Annotated in this window: 14 protein-coding genes; 5 read left to right on the top strand and 9 right to left on the bottom strand. The window is 67.3% G+C overall.

The annotated features are described in order from the left end of the window. The 5 genes from Amac_RS46400 to Amac_RS46420 form a co-directional block, all read right to left on the bottom strand. A partial coding sequence (locus Amac_RS46400) for a DUF6444 domain-containing protein (RefSeq protein ID WP_246268964.1) occupies nucleotides 1–386 on the bottom strand: 386 nt, incomplete at its 3' end. Nucleotides 387–917: 531 nt separating this feature from the next. Further along, complete coding sequence (locus Amac_RS46405; RefSeq protein WP_155360836.1) at nucleotides 918–2,030, bottom strand: Gfo/Idh/MocA family protein; 1,113 nt, start codon at nucleotides 2,028–2,030, stop codon at nucleotides 918–920. After that, nucleotides 2,027–2,788, bottom strand: a complete 762-nt coding sequence (locus Amac_RS46410) for an ATP-binding cassette domain-containing protein (protein ID WP_155360837.1) — start codon at nucleotides 2,786–2,788, stop codon at nucleotides 2,027–2,029. The genes Amac_RS46405 and Amac_RS46410 overlap by 4 nt, the downstream gene beginning before the upstream one ends. Further along, a complete protein-coding gene (locus Amac_RS46415; RefSeq protein ID WP_155360838.1) occupies nucleotides 2,785–3,753 on the bottom strand; it encodes an ABC transporter permease in 969 nt (322 codons plus the stop codon). Before Amac_RS46415 ends, Amac_RS46410 begins: the two co-directional genes overlap by 4 nt. Beyond that, the gene (locus Amac_RS46420; protein WP_155360839.1) at nucleotides 3,746–4,897 is read right to left on the bottom strand and encodes a sugar ABC transporter substrate-binding protein; all 1,152 of its coding nucleotides are present in this window, start codon (nucleotides 4,895–4,897) and stop codon (nucleotides 3,746–3,748) included. Before Amac_RS46420 ends, Amac_RS46415 begins: the two co-directional genes overlap by 8 nt. A 199-nt stretch (nucleotides 4,898–5,096) precedes the next feature. Between Amac_RS46420 and Amac_RS46425 the strand changes: the two genes are divergently transcribed. From Amac_RS46425 to Amac_RS46440, 4 genes are all read left to right on the top strand, one after another. Then, on the top strand, nucleotides 5,097–6,416 hold the full coding sequence (locus tag Amac_RS46425; RefSeq protein WP_155360840.1) for an ABC transporter substrate-binding protein: 1,320 nt from the start codon (nucleotides 5,097–5,099) through the stop codon (nucleotides 6,414–6,416). A 61-nt stretch (nucleotides 6,417–6,477) separates the two neighbouring features. After that, nucleotides 6,478–7,356: a carbohydrate ABC transporter permease gene (locus tag Amac_RS46430; protein ID WP_155360841.1), complete on the top strand. Its 879-nt coding sequence runs from the start codon at nucleotides 6,478–6,480 to the stop codon at nucleotides 7,354–7,356. After that, the gene (locus Amac_RS46435) at nucleotides 7,353–8,186 is read left to right on the top strand and encodes a carbohydrate ABC transporter permease (protein WP_218041691.1); all 834 of its coding nucleotides are present in this window, start codon (nucleotides 7,353–7,355) and stop codon (nucleotides 8,184–8,186) included. The genes Amac_RS46430 and Amac_RS46435 overlap by 4 nt, the downstream gene beginning before the upstream one ends. Next, a complete protein-coding gene (locus Amac_RS46440) occupies nucleotides 8,183–10,045 on the top strand; it encodes a glycoside hydrolase family 127 protein (protein ID WP_155360842.1) in 1,863 nt (620 codons plus the stop codon). Before Amac_RS46435 ends, Amac_RS46440 begins: the two co-directional genes overlap by 4 nt. Here Amac_RS46440 and Amac_RS46445 read toward each other — a convergent pair. The 4 genes from Amac_RS46445 to Amac_RS46460 form a co-directional block, all read right to left on the bottom strand. Next, a complete protein-coding gene (locus Amac_RS46445; RefSeq protein ID WP_155360843.1) occupies nucleotides 9,993–11,051 on the bottom strand; it encodes a LacI family DNA-binding transcriptional regulator in 1,059 nt (352 codons plus the stop codon). The genes Amac_RS46440 and Amac_RS46445 overlap by 53 nt on opposite strands. A gap of 203 nt (nucleotides 11,052–11,254) precedes the next feature. After that, nucleotides 11,255–12,199: a WD40 repeat domain-containing protein gene (locus Amac_RS46450; RefSeq protein ID WP_155360844.1), complete on the bottom strand. Its 945-nt coding sequence runs from the start codon at nucleotides 12,197–12,199 to the stop codon at nucleotides 11,255–11,257. A 323-nt stretch (nucleotides 12,200–12,522) separates the two neighbouring features. Beyond that, nucleotides 12,523–13,470 (bottom strand): hypothetical protein, encoded by a 948-nt coding sequence (locus Amac_RS46455; protein ID WP_155360845.1) that lies wholly within the window; start codon nucleotides 13,468–13,470, stop codon nucleotides 12,523–12,525. Between the two features lie 280 nt (nucleotides 13,471–13,750). After that, nucleotides 13,751–14,248, bottom strand: a complete 498-nt coding sequence (locus tag Amac_RS46460; protein ID WP_218041692.1) for an NUDIX domain-containing protein — start codon at nucleotides 14,246–14,248, stop codon at nucleotides 13,751–13,753. 350 nt (nucleotides 14,249–14,598) lie between these two features. Between Amac_RS46460 and Amac_RS46465 the strand changes: the two genes are divergently transcribed. Continuing rightward, nucleotides 14,599–15,918, top strand: coding sequence for an extracellular solute-binding protein (locus Amac_RS46465; RefSeq protein ID WP_155360846.1), 1,320 nt, complete (start codon nucleotides 14,599–14,601; stop codon nucleotides 15,916–15,918). Nucleotides 15,919–15,922: the final 4 nt, after the last annotated feature.

Raw genomic sequence — 15,922 nt, forward strand, 5'->3', positions numbered from 1 at the left:
CACACGCACGTCCCGTACGGGAAGTGCGGCACGACCTCGCCGGGATCGGCGCGCCAGGCCAGATACCGGCCCTCGGCACCGGGCTGCTTCCCGGGCTTGCGCTTACCGCCCATCTTCTGGCCTGCCCGTTTGTCCTTCGGCGGCGGCTTACCCGGCTGATCATCGCTGGAGGGCGGCATCCCCGAGTTCCCGCTGTTACGCGAGATCAGCCGCTCCAACCGCGCCAGGCGCTCAGCCAGCTCGGTGTTCATGGCCGCCAGCTCGGCGCTCTGTTCTTCCAGTTCCGCGACCCGCGACACCTGCTCGGCCAGCCGCGTGATCTGCCCCTGCTGAGCGCGCGCGAGCACGATCAGCTCATCGCGGGACATCTCCTCCAGAGCGGACACTCGATGATCCCACCAGATCCGCCCGCACTGATCAACTTCACAGACCGTCACATCAAACAGGATGGGAGGGCGCCGTCATCACACTACGTGCCAAGCCTGAATATTTACGCCGGGAACGCGTCGACTATTCCGACCTGCTGAATCCTCTTCGCACGTATGCCGCTCTGCTCACTCAGGCGCAGCCAGAGAAAAATGACCCAACCGCAAACACCTGTCGCACTGATCGAGGTACCAACCGCAAGCCATACCGGCTCTCCTAATTGACCTATCAGGAGCCCGCCCACGAACAGCAGAACGTGGATGAGAAGATAGATCTGATGCTCTGGCCCAATCGAGAGCGGGAAACGCAGTCTCCGACGTCTTAGCCATCCAGCTCTACCCGTGAGTGCACCTCGACGGGCGACGTTAAATGTGTCCTTCCGGCAAGCCGAATAGTACCCGCGATATCACAACGTGTCACGCGACGTGTGGTCCCACTCTAGGGTAACCGTCACCGAATTCGAAGCGTTATAGGCCCGTCAAGACCCCATTTCAACAACCGTCGACGCCGGATGTGAGCACGTCCCGCCAGTCGCCCGAGCTGGTGGCCACCGCGTCGAGCACCCGCTGGACCCGCAGCCCGTCCTCGAACGACGGCGTGGGCCGCACGCCGGATCCGATCGCCTCGACGAGGTCCCGCGCCTGGTGGGTGAAGGTGTGCTCGTAGCCGATGGCGTGGGAATACCACCACGCGGGATGGGCGACCCTGATCCGCCGGAAGCCCCGCTCGGCGGGCGGGTCGGTGGCGTCCAGGAACGACACCTCGTTGGGCGAGCCGAGGTCGAAGATCACGCTGCCGAGCGAGCCGTCGAGTTCGACGCGGAGGCCTTCCGCGCGCCCGTCCGCGTAGCGGGTCGCCTCGAAGACGCCGAGGGCTCCCCGGGAGAAGCGGGCGACGAAGGCGGCCGCGTCGTCCACCGTCACGCTCCCCCGGCCGCCGCCGTCAGCCAGGGGTCGTTCGGGGACGAAGGTGCGGGTGATCCCCGACACTCCGGCGATCAGGTCGCCCGCCAGGTGCTGCGCCAGGTCGATCGCGTGCGCGCCGAGATCGCCCAAGGCCCCGCTGCCCGCCTCCTCCACGCGCAGCCGCCAGGCCATGGGCGCTTCGGGGTCGACGAGCGAGCCGTTCAGGTACGCCGCGCGGACATGCCTGATCTCGCCCGCCCGCTTCGCCACCAGCTCCCGCGCGAACTCCACCGAGGGCAGGCGGCGGAAGTTGAACCCGGCCATCGCGAGCCCTGGCGCGTCCCGGGCCGCCCGCACCATGGCCTCGGCCTCGGCGACCGAGTTGGCGAGCGGCTTCTCGCAGAGCACGTGCTTGCCCGCGCGCAGGGCCACGATCGCGATCGGCGCGTGCGTGTCCCCGGGGGTGCAGATGTCCACCAGGTCCACATCGTCGCGCTCGACCAGGCGCCGCCAGTCGGTCTCCCAGGCGGGGAAGCCGAGCCGTACGGCCGCCGCCCCGACCGCGGGCGAGCGTCCGCACAGCACCGACAGCCGCGGGCTCAGCGGCAGGTCGAAGAAGTGCCCCACGCTCCGCCAGGCGTGCGCGTGCGCCCTGCCCATGAAACCGTGCCCGACGACTCCCACCCGCAGGTCGGTCATGGCGAGCCTCCTCTCGTACGGGCCTTGCGGTACTCCGCCACGACCAGGTCGGTGAGTTCCTGGAGCGAGGTCTCCGCCGTGGGCTTGTCAAAGGTGATCGTGCCGTGCTGGAGGAGGTTGACCCGGTCGCAGACATCGAGGATCTGGGCGTAGTTGTGCGCGATGATCACAATGGACACCTCGCCCCGCGCCTTGAGGTCCCTGACCAGGTCGAGGATCAGGGCGCCCTCCTTGGCGCCCATGGCGGCCAGCGGCTCGTCGAGCAGGAGGATCCGCGACCGCGAGTAGACCGAGCGGGCGACGGCGATCGCCTGCCGCTGGCCGCCGGAGAGCTTGGCGACCTCGACGTCCACCGAGGGGATGCGGACGCCCATGGCGTCCAGGTGCTCGCGGGCGAGCCCGCGCATCCGGCGGTTGCTCAGCAGGCGGGCGAACCCGACGTGCTCCCGGCCGAGGAACATGTTGTGGTAGACGCTGAGCTCGTTGATCAGCGCGAGGTCCTGGTAGACGATGTCGATGCCGAGCGCCCTGGCCTGCCGTACCGACTTCAGCGTCACCTCCTCGCCGTCCAGCAGGATGTGGCCCGAGTCCGGCTGGTGGAAGCCGCACAGGAGCTTCACCAGCGTGGACTTGCCCGCGCCGTTGTCGCCGATGAGCCCGAGGACCTCGCCCGCCGCCAGGTTCAGGTTGACCTCCCGCAGCGCGGTCACCGCGCCGAACCGTTTGGCGACGCGCTCCATCTGGAGGACCGGGGTCATGTCCTGCCCGCCCTTCGCAGCCGGGTGAGATACACGTTGGCGATCATGGAGACGAGGATGGCGAGCCCAAGGATGAGGAAGTAAGGGTTGGCGGAGATGCCGATGAGGTTCATCCCGTTCTGGAGCACGGCCAGCACCAGCGCGCCGAGGGCGCCACCGACGATCGTGCCCGAGCCGCCGGCGAGAGCCGTACCGCCGATGACCGCGGCCGAGACCGCGGTGAACATCAGACCGGTGCCGCCGCCGATGTTGGGGTCGATGGTGTGGATCCGGAACGCCTCGATCAGCCCGGCGAAGGCCCCCAGCGTCCCGGCAATCATGAAATTTCCTATTTTGATGCGGGCGGTGCGCACGCCCGCCTCCGCGGCGCCCAGCGGGTTGCCGCCGACCGCGACCGTGTGCAGTCCCCACCGGGTCCTGGTCAGCACGACGTGCAGGAACACCACGATGACCAGGGCCCAGCCGAGATGCGCCCAGTCGGCCGCCCCGAGCCACGCGCCGATCGCGCCGTCGACGGGTCCCGGGATCTCGGCCGGGTAGGCGTGCGAGGTGGTGAGCACCACGCCGGTGACGAAGTACAGGGTGCCCAGCGTGGTCACGAACGACGGCACCCGCAGCACCACGGTGACGAACCCGTTGCCGAACCCGATCAGGGTCCCGGTCAGTAAGGCCAGCAGTATCGCCGGGATCGCGGGCACCCCCCAGAAGTCGATCGCGTAGTGCATCATGAACGGCGCCAGCGCGGCCACCACCCCCACCGACAGGTCGATCTCGCCGCTGACCAGCAGCAGGACCGTCCCGCACGCGACGATCGCCGCGGGAGCCATGGCCTGGGAGATGTTGACCAGGTTGGCGGCGGACAGGAAGACGTCCGTCACCGACATGAAGTACAGCCCGAGGCCCAGCGCCACCACCAGGACGCTGGCCTCCCGGTGCCGCAGGAACTCCTCGCGGACCCTACGCATGGGCGATGGCGCCGGAGCGTTCGACGACCTTCTGCGCGGTGTCGGAACCCTCGAAGCGGGTCTTGGTCGTCTGGTACGGGCCGACGTTGTCCTTGGTCACGAAGAGCAGTCCCGTGTTGGTCTCGGAGGGGAAGAGCAGTCCTCCGGAGAGCTTGTACAGATACAGGTAGAGCACGGGCAGGAAGCCCTGCAGATAGGGCTGCTGATCGATGGTGTAGTCCAGGTCGCCGTCCTTGATGGCGGCCAGCGTCTCCGGCACCAGGTCGAAGCCGCCCGCGACCTTGAGGCCCTTGCCGCGCATGCCGTACTTCTTGACGGTCTGCCCCACCGACTGGGTGGACCCCGCGTCGACGGCGAGCATCCCGGCCAGGTCTGGATGGCCCTGGGCGTAGGCGTCGATGATGGACAGGCCCTTGGTGATGTCGGCGTTGGTGCCGATCGGGGTGAACGTGATCGGCTTGCCCGAGTCCTTGATCGCCTGCTGGGCGCCGTCGATCCTGGGCTGGATGTTCAGCGCGCCGGGGGTGGCGATGAAGCCGGCGACCTCCCCCGAGTCCAGCTGCTGCAGGGCCCGCTGGCCCAGGGCGTACCCGGACTCGTAGAGCCCCTGCCCGACGTAGGCCAGCCGCGCGGTGCCCTTGTCGTCGCGGGCGCCGTCGGCGTTGTACGAGATGACTGGGATGCCCGCGTCGAGCGCCTTGTTCACCGGGTCCCGGAACGCGGCTTTGTCCACCACGGCCACGGCGAGCCCGTCGACCTTGGCCGAGACCGCCGTGTTACACGCGTTGACCATCTCGGCCACGATCGAGTCCCTCGAGCCCGTCCACTGGAACTCGGTGCCGAGCAGGGCGCACGCGTCCTGCGCGCCGTACTGGGTGGGGGTGAAGAACGGGTTCGTGGTGACGTGGCAGACCAGCGTGAACTTCCACCTGGGCGTGGACGGGAAGTCGCCGGCCCCTGCCGCAGCGCTTCCCGAGGCGGCGGGCCCGTTCCCGCCCGAGTCACTGGTGCACGCGCTGAGCAGCGCGGTCGCGGCGGCCGAGGCGCTGACCAGGCCGGCTCCGGTCAGGAGGCGACGACGCGCGACGCGGTTCAGGTTAAGCGTGTCGAGGGCTTCCTCGACCTTCGGATGGATGTCTTTCATGATCCTGCCTCATATGTCACCTGGCGATTGGCCGTGGTTGCGTTAACAACTCGCCGTGCGAGCGCCTGCGAGCGATACCCGGCGAGCTGGATTACGAAATGAATACGGTTGTATGCAATCGTATTCATTTCAGTTACGTTGCCAGCAGCAGGGGGTCATGTCAACACCGGTTCACACTCCGACGAGAGGAGCCTGGCAAATGAGGAACCGTCCCAGGTGGCCTGTCCGGGCGGCCGCAGTGGCGCTGTTGCTCGCAGCCGCCGCCTGCGGCCAGGAGGAGTCGCCCCCCTCGGCCAGTCAGGCGGCGCAGGCCGCGACAACGACATGTGCCAGCAAAGGCGCCCTGACGATGTGGGAGCGCTCAGGCGGCAACAAGCAGATGGTGGACATGCTGGTCGAGGCGTGGAACACCAAGAACCCCGACTGCAAGATCAATCTGACCTACATCCCCCATACCGAGATGGTGGGGAAGATCGCCCAGGGGGTCGCCTCGGGCGATGTGCCCGATCTGATGGGCATGGACCTGATCTACGCCCCGCAGTTCGAAAAGGAACAGCAGCTGGTCGACATCACCGACCAGATCAAGGACTGGCCAGAGCTGAAGACCGCCAGCGAAGGGCACATGACGGTGGCGACCTTCCAGGACCGGCTCTTCGGGGTGCCCCTCTATGCGGATGTGTCCGCCCTCTTCTACAACAAGGATCTTTTCACTCGGGCCGGGCTCGACCCGGACAAGCCGCCTACGAGCCTGGCCGAGCTGCGTAGCTACGCGGACAAGATCACCGCGCTGGGCGGGGGCGTCAAGGGCTACTACCTGCCCGGCAACTGCGCCGGCTGCAACATCTTCACCGTCGGTCCGCTGATGTGGGCCTCGGGGGCGACGATCGAGGCGGCAGGCCCAGGAGACGAGCCGCTGGTCGGCGATGGCGTCAAGCAGGTGCTGCAGTTCACCCGCGACATGGTCAAAGCCGGCAACGTGCCCGAAGGAAGCCGTACAGAGAACGGGGAGACGTTCCACCTCCAGTTCGGCTCGGGCAAGGTCGGCATGATGGGCACCGGCAATTTCAACATCACGCTGGCGCGCCAGCAGAATCCCGGGATGAAGTTCGGCATCGCCCTGTTGCCTGGAGTCGCACCGAATTCTTCGGCGTCTTTCATCGGCGGCGACCTGGTGGTGATTCCCAAGGGGAGCAAGCGGGTCAACGACGCGGTCAACGTGATGAAGTTCCTGCTCTCCGACGAGGTACAGGTCGAGGTTTACGCCAAGGCGCTCAACCTCACCACGCGAACCGACATGGTGGACAACAAGTACTTCGAGGCCGAGCCGCTCGTGCGCGACGTGGCCAAGGCGCTCACGGTGGGGCGCACGCCGTACACGGTCACGTTCTTCGAGCAGATCAACTCGCCGCAAGGGCCGTGGCTGAAGATGCTGCAGCGCGCCTATTACAGCGACGACGATCTCGACACCGTCATCGCCGAAACCAAAACCGAGATGAAGGCCATCGCAAGCCGGTCGTAGACCCGTGCCCGCCGGGCGGCCCATCGTCCGGCGGGCACCTTACTCCCCAGGAGGAGCTGCCATGCGCCACGGCCCACGCGGCCGTCTGGTCGGATTCGCCTACCTCGCACCGGCACTGCTCTTCGTGCTCGCCTTCACCGCCTATCCCCTGGCGCAGATGGCCTGGATGTCGTTGCACAACTGGTCCCTGCTGTCCCCGCCGAGATTCGTCGGGCTGGCGAACTACGAGCGGGCTTTCAGCGACACCCAGTTCTGGGTCTCCTTCCGCTTCACCCTGCTCTACGCCGCGCTCATCACTCCGGTCCTCATCATCGGCGGCTACCTGCTGGCGCTGCTCACCGCCCGGAACACGGTCCTGCGCCGGGTCACCCGCACGGTGGTCTTCATCCCGGTCGTGATCGGTCTCGGGGTGTCGAGCCTGCTCTGGTACTGGCTTTTCAGCACCGATTTCGGTCTGGTGAACCGGGCCCTGCTCGATCTGGGGGTCATCGACAAGCCCGTGCTGTGGCTGGGCGTGGACGCCACGGTCTCCAGCGTCGCGATCAGCGCCTCCGTGGTCTGGAAGGTGATCGGCTTCGGGATGATCCTGTTCGTCGCCGCGATCCAGGCCGTGCCGACGGACGTGGTCGAGGCCGCCCTCGTCGACGGGGTGAGCCACTGGCAGCGGGTCACCCGGGTGATCCTGCCGTTGACCCTGCGCACCGTCCTGCTGGTGACCCTGGTGAGCGTGATCGGCTCGCTGCTCGCCTTCGACCAGTTCTACATCATGACCGCCGGTCAGCCGCGCAATGAGACGGCGACCTCGGTCTTCTACATCTACCTGAATTCCTTCCCCTACCTGAAACTCGGGTACGGCGCCGCCCTGTCGATGATCCTGGCCGTCACGATCCTCGTCTTCACCGTGATCCAGCTGCTGCTGACCCGCCGGAGCCACCAGTGAAGGGACGCGGGAAGTACCTGGTGGCGGCGGCTTGTCTCGTCGTCTGCACCGTCATGCTGATGCCGCTGGCGATGTCGATCCTGGCCTCGGTGAAGCCGACCGAAGAGGCGGCCGCCTCCCCGCCGACCTACTTCCCGCACGGGCTCAGCTTCGACAGCTATGCGCGGCTGTGGAGCTACCAGGAGGGACTGCCGGTCTACCTCGCCAACAGTCTGGGCACGGCGTTGCTGGCCATCGTGCTCGCGCTGCTGCTGACCGTTCCCGCGGCCTACGCGTTGGCGCGCTTCCCCATCCCGGGCAAAGAGGTGATCTTCGTGGTGCTGCTGCTCGCGCTGATCATTCCCTACCAGGCTCTGCTCACGCCGATGTTCCTCATGTTCGCGAAGATCGGCCTGACCAACTCGCTGGTCGGCCTCGCGATCCTGCACACCGCCATCCAACTGCCGTTCAGCCTGTACGTGCTGCGCAACAGCTTCAGCGCCATACCCAGGGAACTGGAGGAAGCGGCCATCATGGACGGTTCCTCGTCGTGGGAGGCGTTGCGCTGGGTCTTCATCCCCTCGGCTGTGCCCGCGATCGTCACCACCGCGCTCTTCGCCTTCATCACGTCCTGGAATGAATTCCTCGGCGCGCTGGTGATGATGAGCCGCAGCTCCACATTCACCCTGCCGCTGATCCTCGCCACGTCGAGGACGGAGACCAGCCTCGGCGGCACGGACTGGGGCATGCTGCAGGCCGGCGTCACCATCTCGATCATCCCGTGTGTCCTCGTCTACTTCCTGCTTCAGCGGTACTACGTGTCGGGTCTGATGAGCGGAGCCATCAAATGAACGCAGGCAGCGTGTGGCCGACCGCGGCGGCGAAACAGCGGCTGTGCCCGATCGAAGCGGGCAATGTGGAGATCGTCGGCGGGTTCTGGGCGCGCCGGCAGCGACTCAACCGCGAAAAGACGATCATGCATGGCTTCGGCCGGCTCCAGCGATCCGGGGCGCTGGGCAATCTCCGGCTGGCCGCCGGCGGGCAGGGACGGTATCAGGCCGAGTCCGACAGCGGCGGCTCGACCTTCCCGTTTCTCGACTCCGACGTCTACAAGTGGCTCGAAGCCGTCGGCTGGGAGCTGGCTCGTGGCACGGATCCGGCTCTCACCGCCGCGGCGGAGGAGGCGATCGGGGTGGTGGCCGCGGCGCAGCGGCCCGACGGCTATCTCAACAGCTTCGTCCAGGTGGTCAAGAATGGCGTCCCCTATGGTGATCTGGCCTGGGGGCACGAGTTCTACTGCGTGGCGCATCTGATCCAGGCCGCGGTCGCCTGGCACCGAGGGCTCGGCGACGACCGGCTGCTCACCGTCGCCACGCGCGCCGTGGCCCATATCGACGCCGAGTTCGGCGCGCACGGCAGGCCGGGCATCGATGGGCATCCGGGCATAGAGATGGCGCTGGTGGAGCTTGCCCGGGTCACGGGCGAGGAGCGCTACCTCACGCTCGCCGAGCGCATGCTCGGGCTGCGCGGGCACGGGCTGATCGGTCCGGGGCGCTTCGGGCCCGAGTACTGGCAGGACCACGAGCCCGTACGCGAGGCGGCGACCGTCGCCGGGCATGTCGTCCGCCAGCTCTATCTGGACTGCGGCGCGGTCGACGCCGCCGTGGAACTCGGCGACGAGGAACTGCTCGCCGCCGTACGGCGCCGCTGGAGCGAGCTGGCCCGGAGCAGGACCTACCTCACCGGCGGGATGGGCAGCCGGCATCGCGACGAGGCCTTCGGCGACCCCTACGAGCTGCCTCCCGACCGCGCCTACACCGAGACGTGCGCGGCCATCGCGAGCGTGATGCTGGCCTGGCGCCTGCTGCTCGCCACCGGCGAGCCGGAATACGCCGACGCGATCGAGCGGGCCATGTACAACGGCGTGCTTTCCGGGATCTCGCTCTCCGGCGAGGAATTCTTCTACACCAACCCGCTGCAGCGGCGGACTCACCGCGCCGCGGAGCCGGTCGGGCACGGCCGGCGCGCCCCGTGGTACCCGTGCGCCTGCTGCCCGCCCAATCTCATGCGCCTGTTCAGTTCCTGGCACCACTACCTGGCCACGGGTGACGAGGGCGGCATCCAGATCCACCAGTACGCGGACGCCGACCTGACGGTCGGGGACATCCGCCTCGCGATCCGGACGGAGTACCCGTGGCAGGGCCGTGTCACCGTCCGCGTCCTCCAGACGCCGGATCGGCCGTGGACGCTCTCGCTGCGGGTGCCGGCGTGGAGCCGCTCGGGACCAGTGGTCCAGCATTCGCGACAGTGGGACGCGGGTGACAGCGTCGTACTCGACCTCGAGCCGGTGATCCGGGTCACCATGCCCGACCGGCGCGCCGACGCGATCCGCGGGTGCGTCGCCGTCGAGCGCGGTCCACTGGTCTACTGCCTGGAAGCCGTTGACGCTCCGGCCTCGACGGAGCTGGAGGACCTGGCGTGGGCCGGCGGCCGCCGGCCCCAGGAGGTGCCACGGCCCGACATCGAGCCGGCGATGATCGGCGTCAGCGTCCCGGTCGTCGATCTGAGCTCTGGCGAGGACCTCACCGCCGGCGCGATCCCCTACTTCGCCTGGGCGAACCGGCGGGTGGCGGCGATGCGGGTCTGGATCCCGGCATTCACCTCAGAACCGGAGGTGCGGTCGAATCCCGCACGATCAACTCCGGCCTGAAGATCTCGAGAGCTGGCTGGCGCTGGACATCGGCCGGTTCCCGAGCCAGCCTGACCGCCTGCGTGACCGCGTAGCCGACGATCTCCGATATCGGCATCCGCACGGTGGTCAGCGCCGGCACGGTGTGCGCCGCGATGAGAATGTCGTCGAAGCCGACGACCGACAGGCGATCCGGCACGGTCACGCCCAAGCTGTGCGCGGCGTGCAGCACGCCCACGGCCACCACATCGGTCGAGGCGGCAACCGCCGTGGGCGGGTCGGGCCGGTCCATCAGGCGGCGCAGCGCGGCATCGCCGCCGGCCAAGGTGCTCGGGCTGCGCTCGGCATAGCCCGGCGGCACCGCGCCGAACCGATCGCGCATGAACTCGAGATAGGCCTCCTCCCGCGCCCGATACTCATTGGGAAGCTCCGCGTTGACGAAGGCGATCCGCTCGTGTCCCAGGGACACCAGATGGCTCAGCCCCGCCCGGATGCCGGCCCGGTCGTCGGCGTCAACGGTCGGGAACTCGCGCGGGCTCGTGCCCGGCCAGAGCGCGACCACCGGCACGATCGAGTTGCGCAGGTCGACCAGGAGCTGCGGATACTCCTGCATGTCACCGAGCAGCACCACCGCATCGGTGTGCCGGGTCTCCAGCACGGTGGTCAGCGAGACCGCCACATCGCCCAGCCGGCCCGGCGCGTGGCCCAGCACGACGTTGTAGCCGTGCGCCATCGACTCGACCACGAGCGCCTCGATCGCCCCGGCGAAGAAGGGATCGCTGAAGTCGCGCACCACCGCGCCGATGAGGTTCGTCGAGGCGCCGCGCAGCCCGCGAGCCAGCGGGTTGGGGCGGTAGCCCAGCTCCCGGGCCGTCCGCAACACCCGCTGGCGGGTCTCCGGCGCGATGGGCACGGTGGTGGGCGCGCCGCTGAGGACACGGGACACGGTGCTCTGCGAGACAGCCGCAGCGGCGGCGATGTCACGCATGGTAGGCACCGGCCGCTTGGCCGACTGGTCTTCAGACATCCAGTCGAGCCTAGCATCACGATGCAGGCATACGATTTCGCCCACCTGACGAGCCACGTCAATCACCGGGCTCACCCGCTAGGACCCCGCCTGCCACTGCCCCGCTTCGACCGCCTGCCCGCCGCCTCGCAGACCGCCGTCCTCGCCGTCGCCCGCACCCACTTCGCCAGGACGCCGCGTCCTTCAACCAGATCCCTGACGTCTCAGCCGCCGCAGGAGGCGTAGACGAAGGTGTCCTTGAGCAGCTTGTACTTGTCGCGGACCGTGGTGGCGCCGGAGGTCACGTCGTGCTGCAGGACCGTCATCCGGGTCGGGGCGCTCCCGGACTCCTGCGAGACGTGCAGTGTCACCTGGGTGCCGCCGGTCCAGTCGAGCGCCTGCGCGGTGCCGTCCTTGGGCAGCTTGATCGGCTGGTCGCCGGTGACCTGGCCGGACTCCAGGTCGTAGAGCGCGACCTTGCGGTTGGCCACCAGCACGGCGATCGTCTTGCCGTCGGCGTGCAGCCCGTACGGACCGTTGTCGGTGATCAGCTGCGGTGTCTTGCCCTGGCGCAGGAGGCGGCCGGACAGGTCGTAGACGCGCAGGGAGTCGTCAGCGCCGCTGCTGGTCAGCACCTTCTTACCGTCGCCGCTGAAGCCGACGAAGTAGCGGCCCTTGGGCAGCTGGCCGAGCCGCGTGCTGGAGGCGGTGTCGAACAGCTTCGTCCTGGCGGCGGTGACCGCGAGCACGACGCCGTCGTCGGACAGTTGCAGCGTCACGTGGTGCTGGGCGGTCTTGCTGGGCAGCGTGTTCTTGGGCAGCAGCCGGACCTTGCCGTTGAGAGTCCGTACCGCCAGCCGCCCGTCTTTCCTGAAATAGGCGATCTTCTGGCCGTTGCCGCTGACCGCCACCGGCGCGGTCATGCCGATCATCGGATTGCCCTTCGCATCGAGTGCCCTGAGCTGGGCGTCCTTCAGCAGGATCACCCTGCCGTGGTGGGTTACCAGCCGCCATGTCCCGCACGGGACGGCGCCGTTCTTCTTGACGCATCCCTTCGCCGAGGCGTAGCGAACGCTGTCGCCGTGCCCGTACTCGGCCTGCGCCGTCCCCTGCACCCCGAGCACGGCGGCCAGCATGGCCGCCAGCGCCACCAGAATCCTGATCTTCATCTCGTTACTCCCCCGTGCGTGTTCCCCGTCACCCCGTTGGACTCAGAAGGCGGGAGGTCAGTTGGTCACAGGTCGGACACGATGGTCAGACGCGGGCGCGCGCAACGGCTGGCAGCAAAATTGCGGGCGCCCGGACGCGGCACAGCCTCAGTAAATGCGGACGGTGGTTCCCGGATAAGCTGGGTGCTGCAGAGATCAGAGACAGCGCCGGTACAGTCTGGTTTGAAGAGAAGTAACCGGAGCTTTCGCACCTGAAGCACTTACTACATTATCGGGTTAAGTTCCCGGGTTCATCCGAATATTCGGGGCCTTCTGATGACCGATCAGAAGCCCAGCTCAACGGGACTGGGGTCGTCGAGAGCGCCATCCGCGAGTTGCCCCTCGTCGATGACCTCACCCGCCGGCGGCGCGGAAATCACCACTTTCCCACCCCATCCGCTCACGCGACCATCCGTCGCGTACGTGAGGGGGGTGTCCACGATATGCATCGTCATCGTGGCGTACACGCGCTTGACCAGCCCGCGGGCATCCAGCCACACGGTGTAGTTCACCTTGGAGGCCTTGCCGTCAGAGGTCTTGCCGCTCCCGAAAGAGGCGCGGAACGACGGCGAAATCTTCGCCAGGCTCGAGCTGGAGATCCAGCCCTTGAGGACGCTGCCCTGCCGCGAACCGGCCCGGTCGATGATTTTGTCCAGCGTACGCGGCTCGAACGGATTGACCAGCAGCGAACCGGGGACGGGAGCGCCGGAGAACCGCCGGACCCACGTCTTCCCTTCTGGGAGGTAATTCTTGACCCGCGCCCCCGAAATGTACGCGTACTTGGACGTCGAAATCGTCCGCGTCAATCCCAGGGTCGCCTGCAGTTCCTCCCGTTCGGCCTCCGGCAGCGCGTCGAGGAACGCCTTGCTGTACTGCGCCTTGTCCTGGATATCGGTGGCGGCGACCCCGCTCCGCCCGAAACCGACGGAGCCGACCTCGCGCAGGGTGGCCCACACCTCCCCGCCGGTGGAAACCTTCGTCAGGTTGCTGACCTTGACGCCCTTGCCGGTCGCGAACCGCGCCTTCAGCGCTTTGACCGGATCGGCTTTCGCGACGGCGGGCGCAGCGGGCACCAGCAGAACGGCCGCGCCCACGACGGCCGCGACGACTAAACGCTTCACACGAATCCCTTCACTTGAACGGAAATTTGAGGCCCCCGGATCACATGCCGATAACAATGGCCGCCGCGACCGAACTTTCCGGAAGATGAACAGCGTCGGTCGCGTGACCATATGAAGACGTACGGTAAATGAACGGGCGTACACTTCACGCCGAAGGGAACACATCAACGGCGAGAGCGAAGTAGTACGGAAACCTGGGACCCCCGACGTGCTTTTCTACCACAGCGACTCGGACAAGCAACACAAGTTTCTACGAAGTCGCCTTATGTCGGGATTTATCAGGATGAGGGTTGTGGCATAAGAGCCCATGGCGAAATGCGCCCGCAGCACTTGCGCGCCAGGCCACCAGCGTCACCCGTCAGCGCACTGCGGGGACCGTTGGCGACGCCCGTCAGGATCCGTCACTCAGGAAGATCGGGGACTGCGCGCCCACGTCCCTGACCTTGATCGCCGCGGCGAGGCGTCTTGCCAGGGACGGCGGCGCCAGTTCGGTGACCTCGTCCGCCGTGCAGAAACGGGTCTCGGTGATCTCGCTGTCGATGAAGCGGATTCCGCCGAGCTCCTCAGCGTGCAGGACGCCACCGTCGAAGATGAAGGCCAGCATGGGTCGCCGGTTCGAGGTGGCGGGGACCTGGTCGATGCACAGCAGCGGACCAACCTCGATGTCCAGCCCGAGTTCCTCGGCTATTTCACGGCGCGCCGCCCGGACAGGAGTCTCGCCCTTGTCCGTCTCGATGATTCCGCCGGGTATGTCCCAGTCGTCCTTATAGCTGGTGTGCACGAGCATGACCCGGCCCGCGCCGTCAAAGAACAACACCCCGGCTGAAGCGATTGTCACCGGCAGCGCGGCGTACCACTCGGGCCAGGCAGAAACGTGATCATCTCCCACGACACGACGGTACTCGACAAGGTTCGTGAGTAGTCACGGCTCCGACGCTGATGTCTGGTCGGCAGGGGCGTCCATGGAGTTCCTCTCCATCGGGCGGAATCGTTCCGTTAGACGCGTCCACACGAGGCGCCGACGACCACGCACAGTTCCGATCTTGTAACGCCAGGAGCTTGTCCCTGGTTCGTCGGCCTGCTGTGCCCTCCCGGGAGATCAAGGCCGTTCGGCCGTCCCTACATTTCTGGCTTGTTACGGGTTGACCGAGATTCGCCGTACACATTAGCGTGTGCAGCCTGAAGAAAACCGGTTTTCTTAAGTGATCACCGGAGGTCGGCAACCGACAGGGAGCTAACGTGGCGAGACAACGATCCAGGCCGTGGACGACTCCGCGTAGCCGGCTCATCGCAGGGCTGGCGCTTGCGGTGAGTGCGGTGATGTTCATGGGTGCCTGCGGCGGCGGGAGCGGCGCGTCGGCCAATGAGGTGCGTCTCACGGTGTGGACGTGGAGCAACGAGGCCATGAACGCCTTCAAGAAGGCCGGCATCATCGACGCCTTCGAAAAGACCCACCCAGGTATCGCCGTCGAGGTGGTGGCTCAGCTCGACAAGAACTACGAGACGCTGCTCACCACCGGGCTGGCCGGATCGGGAAGCCCGGACATCGTGGCGCTGCGCTCCTACGGCGTGCTGTCCAGCTTCGCCGATAGTGGCAACATCGTGCCGCTCGACGACGTCGTGAAGGACTGGAGCGGTTTCAGCAAGCCGGCCCTGGCGGGCGCCAAGGGCAAGGCGAACGGGAAGTTCTACGCGGTGCCGCAGGGCATCCAGACCGCGCAGGTGTACTACAACAAGAAGATCTTCGCTGACCTCGGCCTCGCTGTGCCGGCAAGCTGGGACGAGCTCATCGCGGCCGCCCAGAAGATCAAGGATTCCGGCGTCGCCCCCATCGTCATCCCGGGGTCCGTGGCGGCGCAGATTTCGCTGGCCGCCGAGATCCTCGGCAACGCGCGGCGCGGAGCCGGTGACTTCGAGCAGGCGTTCATCGCGGGCAGGAAGAACCTCACCGACCCGGACAACGTGGCCGCCGTCGGCTTGCTGGAGCAGATCCAGCCGTACCTGGTCGACAACGTCACCTCGGTCACCCTCGACGAGGCGGTCACCCTGTTCGCGACCGGCCGGGCGGCCATGTTCCCGTCAGGCGCCTGGCAGGTCACCACGTTCGCGAACCTCGGCGCGGAGGTCGATTACGGGACTTTCGACGTGCCGGTCAACGCGGAGTGGCCCTCGAAGGCGGTCACCGTCAGCTATGCCGACGGCGGCTGGGCCCTGGCCAAGCGCAGCGCGCACCCCACCGAGGCGGCCGTCCTGCTCAACTGGCTCGCCGGCGCCGAGTTCGCCAACCTGTACGCCAACGCCATGGGCACCATCCCCGCCCGGGACGGCGTGACGCTCAAGAATCCCCAGCTGGCCGAGATGTACCAGCGCTACCAGTCCACGCCTTCCACCTACCTGGGCGCGGCCTACCTGCGCTACGGCTCGCCGTCGGGCACGGATCTCCTGGGCGAGCAGGTCCAGAAGATCTGGCTCGGCGAGACCACCCCCGCCCGTGCGGCCCAGAGCGTCCAGACCGGCGTCAACGCCTGGTTCCGCCCGGCCGACTTCCAGCACGAATAGCACC

Origin of the sequence: Acrocarpospora macrocephala (assembly GCF_009687865.1) — a bacterium.
In the GTDB taxonomy this organism is placed as follows: domain Bacteria; phylum Actinomycetota; class Actinomycetes; order Streptosporangiales; family Streptosporangiaceae; genus Acrocarpospora; species Acrocarpospora macrocephala.